This window comes from Pseudomonas monsensis, assembly GCF_014268495.2.
Classification (GTDB): Bacteria; Pseudomonadota; Gammaproteobacteria; order Pseudomonadales; family Pseudomonadaceae; genus Aquipseudomonas; species Aquipseudomonas monsensis.
The window spans coordinates 5,480,580-5,502,394 of sequence record NZ_CP077087.1 but is presented as its reverse complement, the minus strand read 5'-3'; the positions used below and the strand labels follow the sequence as shown (position 1 = coordinate 5,502,394).

Sequence of the window (21,815 nt, the reverse complement as noted above, 5' to 3'; positions counted from 1 at the left end):
TGCCAGGCCGGATTCAACAGCTTTTGACGTCAGGCCACCAGATCGTTGGTGCTGAAGGTATTGACGCCGACCAGTTGGATTTCAAAATCGGCACCCGCATTGCCACTGATATTGCCGGACAGTACGTGATCCACAAAACGCAACTGGCCTGCACCGGTGAAGTCGCTGGCACCGATGAATGTGAAACCATTAACACCGTTCAGCAGCAGGTTGGCATCGAATTTCGTCAGGTCGATCTTGTCGCCCTGCAGACTGCTGAAGTCAGTAATGACATCGCGGTTGGCCCCCATCCCCATTTCGTTAACCGCGCCGAAGACGAAGGTATCCGCCCCCGCGCCACCGATCAGGGTATCGGCACCTGCGCCGCCGTTGAGCACGTTGTCGGAGCCGTTGCCGGTCAGGGTGTTGTTCAGGCTGTTGCCCAGCGCGTTGAAAGCACCGCTACCCAGCAGCAACACATTCTCGACGTTCTGCAGGTTGCTCAACCCCAGGTCGATCGTTTCACCCGGTGTGCTGGCGTTGTAGGTGACATACAGGGTGTCGATGCCTTCGTTGGCATTTTCCTGAACCAGCGCCAGTTCACCTGCCTGATCAAGGCCGTAGTCATCGTTGCCCTTGCCACCGATCAGGGTATCGAGACCGGCGCCGCCGTTGAGCTGATTGTTGCCGTCGTTGCCGGTGATCACGTTGTTCTGAGCATTGCCGATGCCGTTGATGTTGGCATTGCCGGTCAGAACGAGGTTTTCCAGGTTGGCGCCGAGGGTGTAGGTCACCGAAGCACGCACGGTGTCGATTTCGCTGACCAGGGTGCTGGTTTCGCTGATCGCATCGGCGATGTTATCGACAATGTAGGTGTCGTTGCCGGCACCACCGACCAGGTAGTCGACCCCGGCTCCACCGTCGAGGATGTTGTCGCCGGCGTTGCCGTAGATAACGTTGTCCAGTCCGTTGCCGGTGCCGTTGATGTTGGCATTGCCGGTCAGGATGAGGTTCTCCAGATTGGCGCCGAGGGTGTAGGTGACCGAAGCACGCACGGTGTCGATTTCACTGGCCAGGGTGCTGGTTTCGGTGACGATGTCGCCGACGTTGTCGACGATGTAGGTGTCGTTGCCCGCGCCGCCAATCAGGGTGTCGGCACCCGCGCCGCCGTCGAGCACGTTGTCGGAGCCATTGCCGGTCAGGGTGTTGCTCAGGCTGTTGCCCTGCGCGTTGAAAGCCCCGCTACCCAGCAGCAACACATTCTCGACGTTCTGCAGGTTGCTCAACCCCAGGTTGATCGTTTCACCCGGTGTGCTGGCGTTGTAGGTGACATACAGGGTGTCGATGCCTTCGTCGGCATTTTCCTGAACCAGTGCCAGTTCACCTGCCTGATCAAGGCCGTAGTCATCGTTGCCCTTGCCACCGATCAAGGTGTCGAGACCGGCGCCGCCGTTGAGTTGGTTGTTGCCGTCGTTGCCGGTGATCACGTTGTTCTGAGCGTTGCCGATGCCGTTGATGTTGGCATTGCCGGTCAGAACGAGGTTTTCCAGGTTGGCGCCGAGGGTGTAGGTCAGCGATGCGCGCACGGTGTCGATTTCACTGGCCAGGGTGCTGGCTTCGATGACCACGTCCCCGACGTTGTCGACGATGTAGGTGTCGTTGCCCGCGCCGCCGATCAGGGTGTCGGCACCCGCGCCGCCGTCGAGCACGTTGTCGGAGGCGTTGCCGGTCAGGGTGTTGCTCAGGCTGTTACCCAGCGCGTTGAAAGCCCCGATACCCAGCAACCGCACGTTTTCGACGTTCTGCAGGTTGCTCAACCCCAGGTCGATCGTTTCACTCGGTGTGCTGGCGTTATAGGTGACATACAGGGTGTCGATGCCTTCGTTGGCATTTTCCTGAACCAGCGCCAGTTCACCTGCCTGATCAAGGCCGTAGTCATCGTTGCCCTTGCCACCGATCAGGGTATCGAGACCGGCGCCGCCGTTGAGCTGGTTGTTGCCGTCGTTGCCGGTGATCAAGTTGTTCTGAGCATTGCCGATGCCGTTGATGTTGGCATTGCCGGTCAGAACGAGGTTTTCCAGGTTGGCGCCGAGGGTGTAGGTCACCGAAGCACGCACGGTGTCGATTTCGCTGACCAGGGTGCTGGTTTCGCTGATCGCATCGGCGATGTTATCGACAATGTAGGTGTCGTTGCCGGCACCGCCGACCAGGTAGTCGACCCCGGCTCCACCGTCGAGGATGTTGTCGCCGGCGTTGCCGTAGATAACATTGTCCAGTCCGTTGCCGGTGCCGTTGATGTTGGCATTGCCGGTCAGGATGAGGTTCTCCAAGTTGGCGCCGAGGGTGTAGTTCACCGAAGCACGCACGGTGTCGATTTCACTGGCCAGGGTGCTGGTCTCGGTGACGATGTCGCCGACGTTGTCGACGATGTAGGTGTCGTTGCCCGCGCCACCGATCAGGGTATCGGCACCTGCGCCGCCGTTGAGCACGTTGTCGGAGCCGTTGCCGGTCAGGGTGTTGTTCAGGCTGTTGCCCAGCGCGTTGAAAGCACCGCTACCCAGCAGCAACACATTCTCGACGTTCTGCAGGTTGCTCAACCCCAGGTCGATCGTTTCACCCGGTGTGCTGGCGTTGTAGGTGACATACAGGGTGTCGATGCCTTCGTTGGCATTTTCCTGAACCAGCGCCAGTTCACCTGCCTGATCAAGGCCGTAGTCATCGTTGCCCTTGCCACCGATCAGGGTATCGAGACCGGCGCCGCCGTTGAGCTGATTGTTGCCGTCGTTGCCGGTGATCACGTTGTTCTGAGCATTGCCGATGCCGTTGATGTTGGCATTGCCGGTCAGAACGAGGTTTTCCAGGTTGGCGCCGAGGGTGTAGGTCACCGAAGCACGCACGGTGTCGATTTCGCTGACCAGGGTGCTGGTTTCGCTGATCGCATCGGCGATGTTATCGACAATGTAGGTGTCGTTGCCGGCACCACCGACCAGGTAGTCGACCCCGGCTCCACCGTCGAGGATGTTGTCGCCGGCGTTGCCGTAGATAACGTTGTCCAGTCCGTTGCCGGTGCCGTTGATGTTGGCATTGCCGGTCAGGATGAGGTTCTCCAGATTGGCGCCGAGGGTGTAGGTGACCGAAGCACGCACGGTGTCGATTTCACTGGCCAGGGTGCTGGTTTCGGTGACGATGTCGCCGACGTTGTCGACGATGTAGGTGTCGTTGCCCGCGCCGCCAATCAGGGTGTCGGCACCCGCGCCGCCGTCGAGCACGTTGTCGGAGCCATTGCCGGTCAGGGTGTTGCTCAGGCTGTTGCCCTGCGCGTTGAAAGCCCCGCTACCCAGCAGCAACACATTCTCGACGTTCTGCAGGTTGCTCAACCCCAGGTTGATCGTTTCACCCGGTGTGCTGGCGTTGTAGGTGACATACAGGGTGTCGATGCCTTCGTCGGCATTTTCCTGAACCAGTGCCAGTTCACCTGCCTGATCAAGGCCGTAGTCATCGTTGCCCTTGCCACCGATCAAGGTGTCGAGACCGGCGCCGCCGTTGAGTTGGTTGTTGCCGTCGTTGCCGGTGATCACGTTGTTCTGAGCGTTGCCGATGCCGTTGATGTTGGCATTGCCGGTCAGAACGAGGTTTTCCAGGTTGGCGCCGAGGGTGTAGGTCAGCGATGCGCGCACGGTGTCGATTTCACTGGCCAGGGTGCTGGCTTCGATGACCACGTCCCCGACGTTGTCGACGATGTAGGTGTCGTTGCCCGCGCCGCCGATCAGGGTGTCGGCACCCGCGCCGCCGTCGAGCACGTTGTCGGAGGCGTTGCCGGTCAGGGTGTTGCTCAGGCTGTTACCCAGCGCGTTGAAAGCCCCGATACCCAGCAACCGCACGTTTTCGACGTTCTGCAGGTTGCTCAACCCCAGGTCGATCGTTTCACTCGGTGTGCTGGCGTTATAGGTGACATACAGGGTGTCGATGCCTTCGTTGGCATTTTCCTGAACCAGCGCCAGTTCACCTGCCTGATCAAGGCCGTAGTCATCGTTGCCCTTGCCACCGATCAGGGTATCGAGACCGGCGCCGCCGTTGAGCTGGTTGTTGCCGTCGTTGCCGGTGATCAAGTTGTTCTGAGCATTGCCGATGCCGTTGATGTTGGCATTGCCGGTCAGAACGAGGTTTTCCAGGTTGGCGCCGAGGGTGTAAGTGACCGAAGCACGCACGGTGTCGATTTCGTTAAACAGCGTGCTGGTTTCGATGACCACGTCACCGACGTTGTCAACGATATAGGTGTCGTTACCACGGCCACCGGTCAGAGTGTCCGCCCCGGCGCCACCGTCGAGAAGATTGTCGCCGGTGTTACCGGTGATGACGTTATTCAGCGCGTTACCGGTACCGTTCAGGTTGGCACTGCCGGTGAGCGTGAGATTTTCCAGGTTGGCGCCGAGGGTGTAGTCGATCGAGGCACGCACGGTGTCGATTTCACTGGCCAGAGTGCTGGTCTCGGTGACGATGTCGCCGACGTTGTCGACGATGTAAGTGTCGTTGCCCGCGCCGCCGATCAGGGTGTCGGCACCTGCGCCGCCATCAAGCACGTTATCCGAGGCGTTGCCGGTCAGGGTGTTGCTGAGGCTGTTGCCTGTTGCATTTAAAGCACCATTGCCCAGCAGCAGCACGTTCTCGACGTTCTGCAGATTGCTCTGCGTCAGGTCGACACTCTGGCCGAGGTAAAGCGCGTCATAAAGGACATACAGCGTGTCGTTGCCTTCGTTGGCGTTCTCCTGGATCAGGTCCAGCTCACGGGACTGATCCACGGCGTAGTCGTCGTTGCCTTTGCCGCCAATCATGGTGTCGCGGCCGGCACCACCGTTGAGCTGGTTGTCGCCATCATTGCCGATCAGCACATTGTTCTTGGAGTTGCCGATGGCATTGATGTTGGCGCTGCCCGTCAGCGTAAGATTTTCCAGGTTGGCGCCGAGTGTCCAGGTCAAGGACGAAATAACGGTATCGACCTCGCCATCAAAAAAACTGGTTTCACTGACGACGTCGTTGACGTTGTCGACGATGTAGGTGTCGTTGCCTGTGCCACCGGCCATGAAGTCGGCACCCGCACCGCCGTCGAGGACGTTGTCGCCAGCGTTGCCGGTCAAGATGTTATCCAGCGCATTACCGGTTGCGTTGATGCTGGTGTTGCCGGTCAGCGTAAGGTTTTCCAGATTGGCGCCGAGGGTGTAGCTGATCGAGGCACGTACCGTGTCGATTTCGCTGGCCAGGGTACTGACCTCATTGACCACGTCCCCGATGTTGTCGACGACGTAAGTATCATTGCCTGCACCGCCGGTCAGGATGTCGGCGCCGGCGCCGCCATCAAGCACGTTGTCCGAGGCGTTGCCGGTCAAGGTGTTATCCAGGCTGTTGCCCATCACACCAAACGCGCCGGTTCCGAACAGCAGCACATTCTCGACGTTTTGCAGGTTGTTCTGGCTGAGGTCGATTACACGAGTTTGCGCCGTGGCGTTGTATGTAATGAACAGGGTATCAATGCCTTCATTGGCATTCTCCTGAACCAGCGCCAGCTCACCTGCCTGATCAAGGCCGTAGTCATCGTTGCCCTTGCCACCGATCAGGGTGTCGAGACCGGCACCGCCGTTGAGCTGGTTGTTGCCGTCGTTGCCGGTGATGACGTTGTTCTGAGCGTTACCAATGCCGTTGATGTTGGCATTGCCGGTCAGCGTGAGGTTTTCCAGGTTGGCACCGAGGGTGTAGGCAAACGATGACCGTACGGTGTCGATTTCGCTGGCCAGGGTGCCGGTTTCGATGACGACGTCGCCGATGTTGTCGACGACGTAGGTGTCGTTGCCCGCGCCGCCGATCAGGGTATCCGCACCTGCTCCACCGTCGAGGATGTTATCGCCGTCATTACCGGTGAGGACGTTGTTGCCGCTGTTGCCGGTGCCATTGAGGTTGGCGATGCCGGTGAGCGTGAGATTCTCCAGGTTGGCGCCGAGCGTATAGTTGATCGAGGCACGTACAGTGTCGATTTCGTTGACCAGCGTGCTGGACTCAATGATTACATCATCGACATTGTCGACGACGTAGGTGTCATTGCCGGCTCCGCCGGTCATGATGTCGGCGCCGGCGCCGCCATCGAGTACGTTATTGCCGCTGTTACCGGTCAATACGTTGACCAGGTCGTTACCCGTGAGATTAATGGACGCCGATCCCAATAGCAGGCCGTCTTCCACGTTGCTCCCGAGAGTGTGACTGACCGAGGCGCGTACCAGGTCGTGACCACCTTCGGCGGACTCTATGACCTGGTCGTTGGCGTCGTCGACAATGTAGATGTCATCGCCCGCATAACCCTGGAGGATATCCGCTCCGGCGCCGCCGTCGAGAATGTTGTTGCCGTTGGTGCCATTGATACGGTTGTTGCTGAAGTTGCCGGTGCCGTTGAGGGCAGAACCAGTGAGCGTCAGGGTCTCGATGTAATTGCCAAGAGTGTAATCAACGGACGCGATAACCTGGTCGTGGTCATACGACCAGTCTTCAAGGATGACATCAGCAGCGTTGTCGACATAGTAGGTATCGCTGCCTCTGCCGCCGATCATTGTGTCGGCACCCAGGCCACCATCAATGATGTTGTCGCTCGAGTTACCGGTCAGCACGTTGTTGACGTCATTGCCGGTCAGGTTGATCGCGGCAGTACCCAGCAACTCGCCGTCTTCAATATTGGTGCCAAGGGTATAGCTGATGGTCGAGCGAACCAGATCACGACCTTCGCCAGCCAGTTCGACGATGGTGTCGTCGAGACTGTCGATGACGTACGTGTCGTTCCCGGTTCCCCCCACCAGAATGTCAGCGCCCGCACCACCATCCAAGACATCGTTGCCTGCACCACCCTGGAGGGTGTTGGCAGAAGCATTGCCCGTCAGAGCGTTGTTCAGATTGTTGCCGACGGCGTTGAACGCGCCATTACCCAGTAACAATACATTTTCGATGTTCTGCAGATTGCTCTGATTCAGATCGATGGTGTCAGCCTGTGCTGTTGCGTCATAGGCGACATAGAGGGTGTCGATACCTTCGTTGGCCTTTTCCTGAACCAGCGCCAGTTCGTCCACTTGGTCGAGACCGTAGTCATCGTTACCTTTGCCGCCAATCAGGGTGTCGAGGCCTGCACCGCCATTGAGTTGGTTGTTGCCGTCGTTACCGATGATCACGTTGTTCTGGGCGTTACCGATGCCATTGATATTGGCAAGGCCCTCGAGCGTCAGATTTTCCAGGTTGGCGCCGAGGGTAAAGGTCACCGATGAGCGTACGGTATCGATCTCGGTGGCTAGGGTACTGGTCTCGATAACTACGTCGCCGATGTTGTCGACAACATAAGTGTCGTTGCCAGCGCCGCCAATCATGGTGTCGGCACCGATGTAGCCGTCTAGAAGGTTATTGCCGGCATTGCCGGTAAGCACGTTGTTCGATGTATTCCCGAAAGCGTTGAGGTTGGCGTTGGTCAGCAGCGTCAGATTTTCTACGTTGGCACTGCTGCTCAGGCTGTAGGAAACAGTGGAAAAGACAGAGTCGATTTCTGTGAGAGACGTTCCGGTTTCGACAACCACGTCACCACTGTTGTCGACGTAGTACGTATCGTTGCCTGCACCGCCGACCATGTAGTCTGCGCCCTCGCGACCATCGAGGACGTTGTCCAGGGCGTTGCCTTTCAACTGGTCATTAAATGTCGAGCCGATGGCATTTTCGATTTTGGTGCCATAGGCAATAGCCAGACCGCTATTGAAAAAGTTGTTTTTGCCATACAGGAAACCGACGCCGATCGAACTGAATGCCCCTTCATTCAAATCCAGGCTGACCGAGATCATCTGGTTGCTTGCATCAATGGTATCGGTGCCGCCCGAGTCCCAGATGGTTTCGAAAATCTTGTCGTAATGGTTCCAGCGATAGACGTTGTCTCCGGACTGCCAATGGGTATTGGCACCATACAATGACTGGATCGCGAGGATGTCCAGAAGCATGGGGGTCGTCGGCTGGTAGCTGTAGTTGTTGTTGTAGCTCATGACCGTGAAGCGGACGTCGTCCAGCGACGGATCAAGAATCGTCGAGTTCAGCGTGTTCGGTGAAAACGGGTGCTTGAGCCCGATGGCGTGTCCGATCTCATGAATGTAGGTCATGAAGTCGTAAGAGCCGTTGATAGGGAATTCGTTGGCAGGATCACCAATCCAGACATCGCCGCCTTTGGGGGTGTTGGAAGGCGTGTAGGCCCAGGCGGCAGCCTGGTCCTTCATCAGCGTATAACCGCCAAAGCGCAAGTCACCGACATTGGAGATATCGTCGGTGGTTTTTGTAAAAGTGATATCGGCTACCGCACTCCAGGCCGCCAGCGCTCGAATAATTCCGCCTTGTTGGTCCGTCGACAGATCGTACGCTGCCTTGTATTCATTGTCGGGGCTGTAGTTGGTGGCGAAGTACGATGTGGCTGAATTGATGAAGCTGTAGGTCAGGCTGGTTGTACCACCAAGAGGCCAGTTGGCGCCAAGCCAATAGGAACCGGATAACAGGCTGTCAACGGGTTTGAAGCCTGTCAGCGAGGAAAAAAAACTTGGGGTTGAGCCAGTTGGAGTAGGCATGCGATTTCCTGAGTACGATGGGGCCCTTCCTGAATGCGGCCGCTACAAAACTGTGATTTTGCACCAGAGAAGGTACAATTGATATCATGTGGCCATTACTTTTCTGAGCTGTTCGTCAGTTATTTGGCTTGGCAATCTGTATCGGCGTGTGGCGTAGAATCCTGAAGCAACAATCACCGCTTCACCTCACTCCAGGCCATCGATTGACCATGACTGTTACCAGCCAAGCCTTGATTCGCGAAACCTTCCCCGTCGGCCCTTTGCAGTGCAACTGCACGATCATCGGCGACCCGATCACGAAAAAAGCCATCGTCGTCGATCCGGGTGGCAATCCCGATCTGATCATGGAGCGTCTCGACGCTTTGGGGTTGAAGGTGGTCAGCATCATTCACACCCACGCGCATCTCGATCACTTCCTCGCTTCCGGGCAGATGAAAGAGAAAACCGGTGCGACCCTGCATCTGCATAAAGACGATCAGTTCCTCTGGGATAACCTGGAGATGCAATGCCAGATGTTCGGGGTGCCTTACACCCCGGTGCCATCACCGGACCGCTGGCTGAGCGATGACGAAGAGCTGGCGTGCGGCTGCGGCGTGGCGCTGCACACGCCGGGGCATACGCCAGGTTCCATGAGCTTTTGGTTTTCCGAGGCTAAGCTGTTGATTGCCGGCGACACGCTGTTTCGTCGCGGGGTAGGGCGCACTGATTTATGGGGCGGCGATCAGGCCACCATCGTGCGTTCGATCAAGCAGCGGCTGTACACCCTCGACGAAGACGCAATCGTTGTTGCCGGACATGGTCCGGACACGCGTCTCGGGGACGAAATGCGGGAAAACCCGTTCGTGCGCGCCTAAACATTTTGTCATGAGTGTGTGGCGGAATTTTTCGGCATTGTCATGATCCAACGCCCGCACAGGTCTATTGCCTAGGGCCGCTGCCACACAGAATGCGAAAAAACCAGGAGCTCTTCATGTTCACCACGCCTCGTTTGATTATTGTTGCTACCGCTGTGGCCATGTTGGCCGGCTGCGCCTCGCCCAACCCGTATGACAATCAGGGCCAGGCCGACGGTGGCTCGCAAGGCATGAGCAAAACCGCCAAATACGGTGGCCTCGGCGCGCTGGCCGGTGCACTGGCCGGTGCCGCCATCGACCACAACAACCGTGGCAAGGGGGCCTTGATTGGTGCCGCAGTGGTGGGGGCGTCGGCAGCCGGTTACGGTTATTACGCCGACCAGCAAGAGAAAAAGCTGCGTGCGAGCATGGCCAACACTGGGGTTGAAGTGCAGCGTCAGGGCGATCAGATCAAGCTGATCATGCCGGGCAACATCACGTTTGCCACCGATTCGGCGAACATCGCGCCGAGCTTCTACCAGCCGTTGAACAACCTGGCCAACTCGCTGAAAGAGTTCAGCCAGAACCAGATCGAAATCGTTGGCTACACCGACAGTACCGGCAGCCGTCAGCACAACATGGACCTGTCCCAACGGCGTGCGCAGAGCGTGGCCACCTACCTGACCTCGCAAGGTGTCAGCGGTGCCAACCTGTCGGCCCGTGGCGCCGGTCCGGATAACCCGATTGCCAGCAACGGTGACGTCAATGGCCGGGCGCAGAACCGCCGCGTTGAAGTCAACCTGAAGGCGATTCCGGGTCAGCAGTACGGTGGTCAGCAGCAACAACAGCCGGGTACGGTTCAGCAGTATCCGTAAGCGATTGCCTGAATGAAGAAATGCCCGGTCCTGTGATCGGGCATTTTTGTGTGTGGCCTTTGCCGGCTCCTTCGCGAGCAGGCTCGCTCCCACAGTGGAATGCATTTCAAAATGTTGGAGTGAGCCTGCTCGCGATGGCGATCAAATCGGCACCACAAAACCATCAGGCACAAAAAAGCCCCCGGACAACGGAATTGTCCGGGGGCTTTTTGTTGCGCGCGAAGCTGATTACTTCTTCAGACCATAGTGCTCATCGAGCATGCCTGGCGAGTTCGGGGTCTTCGGTGCGTAGTCGCGTGGCGGCTCCTGATCGCGCGGTGGCGTCAGGCGTTCGCGCGGTGCCTGTGCGGCATCGGCGTGCAGGGCGGCGATCAGGCGCTGGCGGGTCTGCTCGTCCAGGGCCAGACGATTGGCGCCCTCGGCGAGATGATCCTGCACTTCCTGATAGCTCTGGGTCAGCTTCTTGACCAGCATCGCGGTGCTGTTGAAGTGGGTGACCACCTCGTTTTGATAACTGTCGAAGCGCTCCTGGATATCATCCAGTTGACGCTGCGTGCGGCTCGGTGCGGCGTTCGGCGCAACGCGCGCGATCAGGAATCCAATGGCGACACCCACAACCAGGGCAAGAGTCGGTAACAACCAAACTAAGAGCGAGTGTTCCACGAGTCCTTCCTCTATAAACGGCTTTGCTTTACGTTAACGGCTCGAACCTGCGCTGTATACCGCGATTCACTCGCAATAGATTGGCACAGACAATTTGCTAGACGAGTCGACCCGATTCGAGGTCACGGAGTTCCTTCCTTGCTGATGCGTGAAACCCCTGTAGTGATTGACGGCCCGGTGGGCCAACTTGAGTCTCTGTACCTGGATAACGAGCAGCCAATCGGCATCGCGTTGATCTGTCATCCGAACCCGGTACAGGGCGGTACCATGCTCAACAAGGTCGTCTCGACCCTGCAGCGCACCGCGCGCGACGCCGGCCTGATTACCTTGCGCTTCAACTATCGCGGCGTCGGTGCCAGCGAAGGTTCCCATGACATGGGCAGCGGTGAAGTCGACGATGCTCAGGCTGCAGCCGCATGGCTGCGGGAAAAACACCCGGATCTGCCACTGACCCTGTTCGGTTTCTCCTTCGGCGGATTTGTTGCAGCAAGTCTCGGCGGTCGTCTTGAGGCCGAGGGCGTGCCGCTCAAGCAGCTGTTCATGGTGGCGCCGGCGGTCATGCGCCTGGGCGATCAGGATCAACTGCCGCAGCACGGCGAGCTGACCGTGATCCAGCCGGAAACCGACGAAGTGATCGATCCGCAACTGGTCTACGACTGGTCGGAAAAACTCCAGCGCCCCCATGAGCTGCTGAAAGTGGCAGAATGCGGACACTTTTTTCATGGCAAGCTGACCGATCTCAAGGATCTGATCCTGCCGCGTCTTTCGAATTGATTGCAGTCTGACAAGCGATTACCCATGACGAACCGTACCCGCATCCTCACCGGCATCACCACCACCGGCACGCCGCACCTGGGCAACTATGCCGGCGCCATCCGCCCGGCGATCCTTGCCAGCCGCGACAGCAATGCCGACTCGTTCTACTTCTTGGCCGACTACCACGCCCTGATCAAATGCGATGACCCGCTGCGCATTCAGCGCTCGCGTCTGGAAATCGCCGCGACCTGGCTGGCCGGTGGCCTGGATGTCGACCGCGTAACCTTCTATCGCCAGTCCGACATCCCGGAAATCCCTGAGCTGACCTGGCTGCTGACCTGCGTCGCCGCCAAGGGCCTGCTCAACCGTGCGCACGCCTACAAGGCCTCGGTGGACAAGAACGTCGAGACCGGTGAAGACCCGGATGCCGGCATCACCATGGGCCTCTACAGCTACCCGGTGCTGATGGCGGCGGACATCCTGATGTTCAACGCACACAAGGTGCCGGTCGGTCGTGACCAGATCCAGCACGTGGAAATGGCCCGTGACATCGGCCAGCGCTTCAACCACCTGTTCGGCCAGGGCAAAGAGTTCTTCACCATGCCCGAAGCGCTGATCGAAGAGAGCGTGGCGACGTTGCCGGGCCTCGACGGGCGCAAGATGTCGAAGAGCTACGACAACACCATCCCGTTGTTCTCCAGCGCCAAAGAGATGAAGGACGCGATCTCGCGGATCGTCACTGACTCCAAGGCACCAGGCGAAGCCAAGGATCCGGACAACTCGCACCTGTTCACCCTGTTCCAGGCGTTTGCCACACCGGCGCAGGCTGATGAGTTCCGCAGCGAACTGCTCGGCGGTCTGGGTTGGGGCGAGGCGAAGAATCGCCTGTTCCAGTTGCTCGACAACGAACTGGGCGAGGCGCGCGACAAGTATCACCAGTTGATCGAACGTCCGGCAGATCTGGAAGACATCCTGCAGATCGGCGCGAAGAAAGCCCGTGCCGTGGCAACGCCGTTCCTCAACGAACTGCGTGAAGCCGTAGGCCTGCGTTCCTTCGTCAATCAAGTGCAAGTCGCTGCGACCACCAAGAAGAAGGCCGCGAAAGCCGCGCGCTTCGTCAGCTTCCGTGAAGACGATGGCAGCTTCCGCTTCCGTCTGCTGGCGGCCGATGGCGAGCAACTGCTGTTGTCGCGCAACTTCGACGACGGCAAAACTGCAGGCCAGGTGACCAAGCAACTGCAATCCGGCCAGCCGCTGGATGTGCGCAATGAAGACCTGAGCTTCAGCGTATGGCTGGAAGGCGAGTGCGTCGGCGACAGCCCGGCGTTCGCTGATACCGCTGCGCGGGACGCGGCCGTCGAGGCGTTGCGCGTTGCGCTGACCCCGGTTCAGGACTAAACAACGGCGCGGCCCGACCAAGGGCTGATTGCCATTCCTACGGGCCGTCGCTACAGTGACGGCCCGTTTTTGTTGCCTTGCTAACGAATTATGACGCCCCTAGAACGATACCAAGCTGATCTGAAACGCCCGGACTTCTTCCATGACGCCGCGCAGGAAACTGCTGTGCGTCATTTGCAGCGTCTGTATGAAGATCTCATTGCTGCCGACCAGAACAAGCCGGGTTTGCTGAGCAAGCTGTTTGGCAAAAAGGATCAGACGCCGGTCAAGGGTCTGTATTTCTGGGGCGGCGTGGGTCGCGGCAAGACCTACCTGGTCGACACCTTCTTCGAAGCGCTGCCGTTCAAGGAAAAGACCCGCACCCACTTCCACCGCTTCATGAAGCGTGTGCACGAAGAGATGAAAACCCTCGGCGGCGAGAAAAACCCGCTGACCATCATCGCCAAGCGCTTCGCGACCGAGTCGCGGGTGATCTGTTTCGATGAGTTCTTCGTGTCCGACATCACCGACGCGATGATCCTCGGCACGCTGATGGAAGAACTGTTCAAGAACGGCGTGACCCTGGTCGCGACCTCGAACATCGTTCCGGATGGCTTGTACAAGGACGGTTTGCAGCGCGCGCGTTTCCTGCCGGCGATTGCGCTGATCAAGCAGAACACCGAGATCGTCAACGTCGACAGTGGCGTCGACTACCGACTGCGTCACCTCGAACAAGCCGAGCTGTTCCACTATCCGCTCGACGAAGCGGCGCACGAAAGCTTGCGCAAGAGCTTCCGCGCACTGACGCCGGAGTGCACTGCCGCGATCGAGAACGATGTGCTGATCATCGAAAACCGTGAGATCCGTGCCCTGCGCACGTGCGACGACGTGGCCTGGTTCGACTTCCGCGAACTGTGCGATGGCCCGCGCAGCCAGAACGACTACATCGAACTGGGCAAGATCTTCCACGCCGTGTTGCTCAGCGGCGTCGAGCAGATGAGCGTCACCACCGACGACATCGCCCGGCGCTTCATCAACATGGTCGACGAGTTCTACGACCGTAACGTCAAGCTGATCATTTCTGCCGAAGTCGAGTTGAAAGACCTGTACACCGGCGGGCGCCTGACGTTCGAGTTCCAGCGCACGCTCAGCCGTCTGCTGGAGATGCAATCCCACGAATTCCTGTCGCGGGCGCACAAGCCTTAAACAGAATCGGCGTACAAAAAAAAAGGGCCTGCAATTGCAGGCCCTTTTTATGCGCTGAAGAAAAACTCGAACGCACTGCAATCCGTGTGGGAGCTGGCAAGCCAGCTCCCACAGGTTTTGTATTTGCTTCGGGGGTTACGCAGCCTGCTGAAACTGCTGCCGATACTGGTTCGGCGACAGCTCGGTGTGCTGGCGGAACAACCGCGCAAAGAAGCTCGCATCGTCGTAGCCGACCTCATAACTGATGGTCTTGATGCTCTTGCGGCTGCCGGACAACAGGCCCTTGGCGGTCTCGATGCGCAGGCGTTGCAGGTAATGCAGCGGCTTGTCGCCGGTGGCGGTCTGGAAGCGGCGCATGAAGTTGCGGATGCTCATGCCGTGCTCACGGGCGACGTCTTCGAAGCGGAACTTGTCGGCGTAGTGCTCTTCGAGCCAGTGCTGGATCTGCAGGATGATCACGTCCTGATGCAGCTTCTGCCCGCCGAAGCCGATGCGCCCTGGCGAATAGCTGCGCTGCACTTCGTAAAGGATGTCGCGGGCCACGGCTTGCGCCACGTTGGCGCCGCAGAAGCGTTCGATCAGGTAGATATAGAGATCGCACGCCGATGTCGTGCCGCCGGCGCAATACAGGTTGTCGGCGTCGGTCAGGTGTTTGTCCTGATTTAGGTAAACCTTGGGGAATCGCTCGGCGAAGGCATTGAAGAAGCGCCAGTAGGTGGTCGCTTCCTTGCCATTGAGCAAGCCGGCCTCGGCCAGCCAGAACACGCCGGTGGCTTCACCGCAGAGCACGGCGCCGCGGGCGTGCTGTTCACGCAGCCACGGCAAGACCTGGGGATAACGGCTGCAAAGGGTATCGAAATCATCCCAGAACGCCGGAAGGATGATCACATCGGCGTTTTCCAGGCCGCCGTCCACCGGCATCACCACGTCACTGAAACTGTTCACCGGTTTGCCGTCGGGGCTGACCAGGCGCGTTTCGAACGCCGGTGTCAGGCCGTGGCCCAGTTGTTTGCCGTAACGCAGGCTGGCCAGGTGGAAGAAATCCTTGGCCTGCATGAGTGTGGATGCGAAAACCCGGTCGATTGCCAGGATGCTGACGCGCCGCAAAGGCGTGGAGACTTGCTTGGACATAATTCAACTTTTGTTTTGTTTTTATAAGGGAAAGTGGTCACCAGACGGCTGGATCGTCTTATTTTTTGTCGGATGTGTCCAGTGTCCTGTATCGGAGGTGAGGCATAGTCTCTGAAGGTCATCTCCCTCCAACAAGAAAGAAAGGTGCCGCATGATCCCCAGAACCTTGTTCAGCTCCGAGCACGAATTGTTCCGCGACAGCGTACGAACCTTCCTCGAAAAAGAGGCTGTGCCGTTCCATGCGCAATGGGAGAAACAAGGCCACATCGACCGCAAACTGTGGAACAAGGCGGGGGAGGCGGGGATGCTCTGCTCGCACTTGCCCGAAGAGTACGGCGGCCTGGGCGCGGACTTTCTCTACAGCACCGTGGTGATCGAGGAGGTGGGGCGGCTGGGGCTGACCGGCATCGGCTTTTCGCTGCATTCGGACATCGTTGCGCCCTACATCCTGCATTACGGCAGCGAGGCGCTGAAGCACAAGTACCTGCCCAAACTGGTCTCGGGCGAGATGGTCACGGCCATCGCCATGACCGAGCCGGGCGCCGGTTCCGACCTGCAAGGCGTGAAGACCACCGCTGTGCTGGATGGCGATGAGTACGTGATCAACGGCTCCAAGACCTTTATCACCAACGGCTTTCTCGCGGATCTGGTAATCGTTGTCGCCAAGACCGATCCGAAGGCTGGCGCCAAGGGCACCAGCCTGTTCCTGGTCGAAGCCAATACGCCTGGCTTCGAGAAGGGCAAGCGCCTGGAGAAGGTCGGCATGAAGGCCCAGGACACGTCGGAATTGTTCTTCCAGGACGTCCGTGTACCCAAGGAAAACCTGTTGGGCCAGGCCGGGGCGGGGTTCGCTTATTTGATGCAGGAGTTGCCGCAGGAGCGCCTGACCGTGGCAATCGGTGGGCTGGCTTCAGCCGAAGCTGCGTTGCAGTGGACGCTGGATTACACCCGTGATCGCAAGGCCTTCGGCAAGGCAATTGCCGATTTCCAGAACACCCGCTTCAAGCTGGCGGAGATGGCCACCGAGATTCAGATCGGCCGGGTCTTCGTCGACCGCTGCCTCGAGTTGCATCTGCAAGGCAGACTGGATGTGCCGACGGCGGCGATGGCCAAGTACTGGGGCACCGACCTGCAATGCAAGGTGCTCGACGAGTGCGTGCAATTGCACGGCGGGTACGGCTTCATGTGGGAATACCCGGTGGCCCGGGCGTGGGCCGATGCGCGGGTGCAGCGGATCTATGCCGGCACCAATGAAATCATGAAGGAGATCATTGCGCGGTCGCTGTAGGTTTTCGGTGGCTGTCAGACCGCTATCGCGAGCAGGCTCGTTCCTGCAGAGGAACGCATTCCAAAATGTAGGAGTGAGCCTGCTCGCGATTTGATTTATGGATTAATCAAGGCGCCGGATTCGGATGATCCTTGTGAATCGCCTCAATCCCGGCCAGCACTTCGTCGGAAAGCTTCAGCTCGAAACTGGCAATGTTGCTGTCCAGTTGCTCAAGGGTCGTCGCGCCAATGATGTTACTGGTGACGAACGGTTGCTGGGTCACGAATGCCAAGGCCATTTGCGCCGGGTCCAGGCCATGTTCGCGGGCCAGGGCCACGTAACGGCTGCACGCCGCTTCCGACTGCGCATTGAAATAGCGGCTGAAGCGGCTGTAGAGGCTCAGGCGACCTTTTGGCGGGCGGGCGCCACCTTCGTACTTGCCCGACAGGAAACCGAACGCCAGCGGCGAATAGGCGAGCAGGCCGCACTGTTCGCGGATGGCGATTTCCGCCAGGCCGATTTCGAAGCTGCGGTTGAGCAGGTTGTAAGGGTTCTGGATCGACACCGCGCGCGGCCAGCCACGGGCTTCGGCCAGAGCGAGGAAACGCATGGTGCCCCACGGGGTTTCGTTGGACAGACCGATGTGGCGGATCTTGCCGGCCTTGACCTGTTCGTCGAGGGCTTCGAGGGTGTCTTCGAGCGGCGTCAGGTTGGCTTCGATCTTGTGCTTGTAGCCCAGTTGTCCGAAAAAGTTGGTGCTGCGCTCCGGCCAGTGCAATTGATACAGGTCGATGTAGTCGGTCTGCAGGCGCTTGAGGCTGGCATCGACCGCTTCGGTGATGTGTTGACGGTTGTGGCGCAGGTTTTTGTCGCGGATGTAGTCGATGGTGTTGCCGGGGCCGGCGATCTTGCTGGCGAGGATCCAGTCGGCGCGGTCACCGCGAATTTTGAAGTAATTGCCGATGTAGCGCTCGGTGGTGGCGTAGGTTTCGGCTTTCGGCGGCACCGGGTACATCTCGGCGGTGTCGATGAAATTGATCCCCGCTTCCTTGGCCCGTTCGATCTGGGCAAAGGCTTCAGCTTCAGTGTTTTGCTCGCCCCAGGTCATGGTGCCGAGGCAGATTGCACTCACGTTCAGGTCGGTACGGCCTAGCTGGCGATAGTCCATCGGGTGCTCCTTGGGCAAAACAATCATAAAAGCAGGTTGAAAATTTTTTCGCAATCTGCATAATTGCCGACCTCTTTCTGCAGTGGAAGTGATGCGCCGCCGCCGAAGAATCTTGCCGTTGAACGGACGCGCCGACCCGAGCCCCCGAAAGCGTCTGTATCCGGCTGCCTTTGACTTGTCAAAGTACGCACTATTCAGTAAGATCCGCCGTCTTATTTACAGGCGGCCCCTGAGGCTATAAAGAATGAAAACTTTTACTGCTAAACCGGAAACAGTAAAGCGCGACTGGTTTGTCGTCGACGCTGCTGGTCAGACCCTGGGTCGTCTGGCCACCGAAATCGCGAGCCGTCTGCGTGGCAAGCACAAGCCTGAGTACACTCCTCACGTTGACACCGGCGACTACATCGTCGTAATCAACGCCGAGCAGATCCGTGTTACCGGCGCTAAAACCACTGACAAAATGTACTACTCCCACTCCGGTTTCCCGGGCGGCATCAAGTCGATCAACTTTGAAAAGCTGATCGCCAAAGCCCCTGAGCGCGTGATCGAGACCGCGGTTAAAGGCATGCTGCCTAAGAACCCGCTGGGTCGTGACATGTACCGTAAGCTGAAAGTCTATGCGGGCGCTGCACACCCTCATACTGCTCAGCAGCCCCAAGAACTGAAGATTTAACGGAATAGTTCATTATGTCGGCGACTCAAAATTACGGCACTGGCCGTCGCAAGACCGCAACCGCACGCGTTTTCCTGCGTCCGGGTACTGGTAACATCTCCATCAACAACCGCTCCCTGGACTCGTTCTTCGGCCGCGAAACTGCCCGCATGGTAGTTCGTCAGCCGCTGGAACTGACCGAGACTGTCGAGAAATTCGACATCTACGTCACTGTCATCGGCGGCGGTGTAAGTGGTCAAGCTGGCGCAATCCGCCACGGTATCACTCGCGCTCTGATGGACTACGACGAAACCCTGCGCGGCGCTCTGCGCAAAGCTGGCTTCGTTACTCGCGACGCCCGTGAAGTTGAACGTAAGAAAGTGGGTCTGCGTAAAGCGCGTAAGCGTCCGCAGTACTCGAAGCGTTAATTCCGCTTCCACGTTCAAAAAGAACGCCCGATTCCTCACGGAAGCGGGCGTTTTTTTATGCCTGCGATTTATCAAAAGAATTGCGCTGTGACAACTTGCCTCATCCGTAGACCCCCTATACTGCAAGGCTTGGGGGTGGAAGCTCCGGGTAATTCCCTTGTCAGAATTGGGGCTTTTCATTACCATTCGGCAAAATTTTTATAAGTAACATTGATTTATTTAGTAGATGCCTGATTTAACAGGCCACAAAAGCTGATGGGAGAGGACTGAATGAGCAATGACGGCGTGAATGCAGGCCGGCGTCGCTTCTTGGTAGCAGCCACATCCGTGGTGGGTGCTGCAGGAGCGGTGGGGGCTGCGGTCCCGTTCGTGGGGTCATGGTTTCCCAGTGCCAAGGCGAAAGCCGCCGGCGCACCGGTGAAAGTGAATGTCAGCAAAATCGAGCCAGGGCAGCAGATGATTGCTGAGTGGCGCGGCCAGCCGGTGTTCATTGTCCGCCGTACTGCGGAAATCCTGGGGAATCTCAAGAAGATCGAGGGCCAGCTCTCCGATCCGACTTCCAAAAACTCCACGCAACCTACTTATGTCGATCCTGAAGTGCGTTCGATCAAGCCGGAAATTCTGCTGCTGATCGGGATCTGCACGCACCTGGGTTGCTCACCAACTTTCCGTCCCGAAGTGGCACCTGCGGATCTGGGTAAAGACTGGGTCGGTGGCTATTTCTGCCCTTGCCACGGTTCCCACTACGATCTGGCTGGCCGCGTCTACAAGTCGCAACCTGCGCCTTTGAACCTGCCAGTTCCCCCGCATTCCTATGAGACCGATGACCTGATTGTCATTGGCGTCGATACGGAGAAAGCGTGATGAGCAAGTTCATGGATTGGGTTGATGCGCGCTTTCCCGCCACAAAAATGTGGGAAGACCATCTCAGCAAGTATTACGCTCCAAAAAACTTCAACTTCTTCTACTTCTTCGGCTCCCTGGCGCTGCTGGTGCTGGTCAACCAGATCGTCACCGGTGTCTGGCTGACGATGAGCTACACGCCGTCGGCAGAGGAAGCGTTCGCTTCCGTCGAATACATCATGCGCGATGTCGAGTACGGCTCGATCCTGCGTCTGCTGCACTCCACCGGTGCTTCGGCATTCTTCATCGTGGTCTATCTGCACATGTTCCGTGGCTTGCTCTACGGTTCGTATCAGAAGCCGCGTGAACTGGTGTGGGTGTTCGGCATGCTGATTTACCTGGCGCTGATGGCCGAAGCGTTCATGGGTTATCTGCTGCCGTGGGGTCAGATGTCCTACTGGGGTGCCCAGGTGATCATCTCGCTGTTCGGTGCGATTCCGGTCATTGGTAACGACCTGACCCAGTGGATCCGTGGTGACTACCTGATCTCCGGGATTACCCTGAACCGCTTCTTCGCCTTGCACGTTGTCGCGCTGCCGATCGTGATTCTCGGTCTGGTGGTGCTGCACATCCTGGCGCTGCACGAGGTCGGTTCGAACAACCCTGACGGCGTCGACATCAAGAAGCACAAAGACGAGAACGGTATCCCGCTGGACGGTATTGCCTTCCACCCGTACTACACCGTGAAAGACATCGTCGGCGTGGTGGTGTTCCTGTTCATCTTCTGCTTTATCGTGTTCTTCTTCCCGGAAATGGGCGGCTACTTCCTCGAAAAACCAAACTTCGAGCAGGCCAACCCGTTCAAGACGCCAGAGCACATTGCACCGGTCTGGTACTTCACGCCGTTCTACGCGATCTTGCGTGCGATCCCGGACAAACTCATGGGCGTGATCGCCATGGGTGCTTCGATCGCCTTGCTCTTTGTCCTGCCCTGGCTTGACCGCAGTCCGGTCAAATCGATGCGCTACAAGGGCTGGATGAGCAAGATCTGGCTGGTGGTGTTCTGCATTTCCTTCGTGATTCTCGGCATTCTCGGTGTGCTTGCGCCGACGCCGGAGCGCACGCTGGTATCGCAGGTCTGCACCTTCCTGTACTTCGCCTACTTCATTCTGATGCCGTTCTACACCAGGCTCGAGAAGACCAAACCGGTTCCGGAAAGGGTGACTGGCTGATGAAAAAGTTATTTTTTGCTCTGATTTTTGCTGCGCTGCCTGTGCTGTCTTTCGCCGCTGAACACGGTGGTCCAGAACTGGAAAAGGTCGACATTGACGTGTCCGACAAGGCTGCCCTGCAAGATGGCGCGCGCACTTTTGCCAACTATTGCATGGGTTGCCACAGTGCCAAGTTCCAGCGTTACGAGCGGGTGGCCGATGACCTCGGCATTCCACACGAAATGATGCTGGAGAAGCTGGTGTTCACTGGTGCCAAGATCGGCGATCACATGTACATCGGCATGCAGCCGGCGGACGCCAAGACCTGGTTCGGTGCAGCGCCACCGGATCTGACCCTGGTGGCGCGTGTGCGCGGCACCGACTGGCTCTACGGTTACCTGCGTTCGTTCTACGAAGATCCTGCACGTCCATGGGGCGTGAACAACAAGGTCTTCCCGAACGTCGGCATGCCTAACGTGCTGGTCGGCCTGCAAGGTCGTCAGGTGGTTGGCTGCAAACAAGTGCAGATCGTTGAAGACGGCAAGAAGCAATATGATCCGCTGACCGGTACGCCGCTGACTCATGAAGCGTGCGATCAGTTGACCATCGTGCCGAAAACCGGTGCTCTGAACGAAGAGCAGTTCGATGAGAAGGTCAAGAATCTGGTAACCTTCCTGGCTTACTCGGCTAACCCGGTTAAGCTGCAACATCAGCGCATCGGTACTTACGTCTTGCTGTACCTGGCGTTCTTCTTTGTGTTCGCCTACCTGCTCAAGCGTGAATACTGGAAAGACGTGCACTGATA

General features: G+C 58.2%; 15 protein-coding genes. 11 read left to right on the top strand and 4 right to left on the bottom strand.

From position 1 onward, the window contains the following. Positions 1-29: 29 nt before the first annotated feature. Positions 30-8,600: a M10 family metallopeptidase C-terminal domain-containing protein gene (locus tag HV782_RS24205; protein WP_275970825.1), complete on the bottom strand. Its 8,571-nt coding sequence runs from the start codon at positions 8,598-8,600 to the stop codon at positions 30-32. Positions 8,601-8,809: 209 nt separating this feature from the next. Between HV782_RS24205 and HV782_RS24200 the strand changes: the two genes are divergently transcribed. Together HV782_RS24200 and HV782_RS24195 are read left to right on the top strand one after the other, a co-directional pair. Continuing rightward, the gene (locus tag HV782_RS24200) at positions 8,810-9,454 is read left to right on the top strand and encodes an MBL fold metallo-hydrolase (RefSeq protein WP_186748484.1); all 645 of its coding nucleotides are present in this window, start codon (positions 8,810-8,812) and stop codon (positions 9,452-9,454) included. 116 nt (positions 9,455-9,570) lie between these two features. Next, entirely contained in the window at positions 9,571-10,308 is a 738-nt protein-coding gene (locus HV782_RS24195) for a YiaD family glycine zipper/OmpA-like lipoprotein (protein ID WP_123463115.1), read from the top strand. A 228-nt stretch (positions 10,309-10,536) separates the two neighbouring features. Here the strand turns inward: HV782_RS24195 and HV782_RS24190 are convergent, their stop codons facing one another. Continuing rightward, positions 10,537-10,971: a Z-ring associated ZapG family protein gene (locus HV782_RS24190; protein WP_064392879.1), complete on the bottom strand. Its 435-nt coding sequence runs from the start codon at positions 10,969-10,971 to the stop codon at positions 10,537-10,539. Positions 10,972-11,115: 144 nt separating this feature from the next. Here HV782_RS24190 and HV782_RS24185 point away from each other — a divergent pair, with 144 nt between their 5' ends. From HV782_RS24185 to zapE, 3 genes are all read left to right on the top strand, one after another. Continuing rightward, positions 11,116-11,745, top strand: a complete 630-nt coding sequence (locus HV782_RS24185) for an alpha/beta hydrolase (protein ID WP_123463211.1) — start codon at positions 11,116-11,118, stop codon at positions 11,743-11,745. Between the two features lie 24 nt (positions 11,746-11,769). Continuing rightward, positions 11,770-13,125 carry a tryptophan--tRNA ligase gene (locus tag HV782_RS24180; protein ID WP_186748485.1) on the top strand — a complete coding sequence of 452 codons (1,356 nt, stop codon included), beginning with the start codon at positions 11,770-11,772 and terminating at the stop codon, positions 13,123-13,125. Between the two features lie 90 nt (positions 13,126-13,215). Next, positions 13,216-14,310 (top strand): cell division protein ZapE, encoded by a 1,095-nt coding sequence (zapE, locus tag HV782_RS24175; RefSeq protein WP_123463119.1) that lies wholly within the window; start codon positions 13,216-13,218, stop codon positions 14,308-14,310. A 135-nt stretch (positions 14,311-14,445) separates the two neighbouring features. Here the strand turns inward: zapE and HV782_RS24170 are convergent, their stop codons facing one another. Next, positions 14,446-15,342 (bottom strand): GlxA family transcriptional regulator, encoded by an 897-nt coding sequence (locus HV782_RS24170; RefSeq protein WP_185015770.1) that lies wholly within the window; start codon positions 15,340-15,342, stop codon positions 14,446-14,448. A gap of 250 nt (positions 15,343-15,592) precedes the next feature. Here HV782_RS24170 and HV782_RS24165 point away from each other — a divergent pair, with 250 nt between their 5' ends. Continuing rightward, entirely contained in the window at positions 15,593-16,729 is a 1,137-nt protein-coding gene (locus HV782_RS24165) for an acyl-CoA dehydrogenase family protein (RefSeq protein ID WP_186748486.1), read from the top strand. Positions 16,730-16,835: 106 nt separating this feature from the next. Here HV782_RS24165 and HV782_RS24160 read toward each other — a convergent pair whose 3' ends face one another. After that, complete coding sequence (locus tag HV782_RS24160) at positions 16,836-17,876, bottom strand: NADP(H)-dependent aldo-keto reductase (protein ID WP_186748487.1); 1,041 nt, start codon at positions 17,874-17,876, stop codon at positions 16,836-16,838. Between the two features lie 244 nt (positions 17,877-18,120). Between HV782_RS24160 and rplM the strand changes: the two genes are divergently transcribed. From rplM to HV782_RS24135, 5 genes are all read left to right on the top strand, one after another. Beyond that, a complete protein-coding gene (gene rplM / locus HV782_RS24155) occupies positions 18,121-18,549 on the top strand; it encodes a 50S ribosomal protein L13 (protein WP_003228062.1) in 429 nt (142 codons plus the stop codon). Between the two features lie 14 nt (positions 18,550-18,563). Then, positions 18,564-18,956, top strand: coding sequence for a 30S ribosomal protein S9 (rpsI, locus tag HV782_RS24150; RefSeq protein WP_127648153.1), 393 nt, complete (start codon positions 18,564-18,566; stop codon positions 18,954-18,956). A 270-nt stretch (positions 18,957-19,226) separates the two neighbouring features. Continuing rightward, positions 19,227-19,820 (top strand): ubiquinol-cytochrome c reductase iron-sulfur subunit, encoded by a 594-nt coding sequence (gene petA / locus HV782_RS24145; protein WP_003228055.1) that lies wholly within the window; start codon positions 19,227-19,229, stop codon positions 19,818-19,820. Beyond that, complete coding sequence (locus HV782_RS24140) at positions 19,820-21,031, top strand: cytochrome b (protein WP_064589124.1); 1,212 nt, start codon at positions 19,820-19,822, stop codon at positions 21,029-21,031. The genes petA and HV782_RS24140 overlap by 1 nt, the downstream gene beginning before the upstream one ends. Beyond that, a complete protein-coding gene (locus HV782_RS24135) occupies positions 21,031-21,813 on the top strand; it encodes a cytochrome c1 (RefSeq protein ID WP_186748488.1) in 783 nt (260 codons plus the stop codon). The genes HV782_RS24140 and HV782_RS24135 overlap by 1 nt, the downstream gene beginning before the upstream one ends. Positions 21,814-21,815 lie beyond the last annotated feature (2 nt).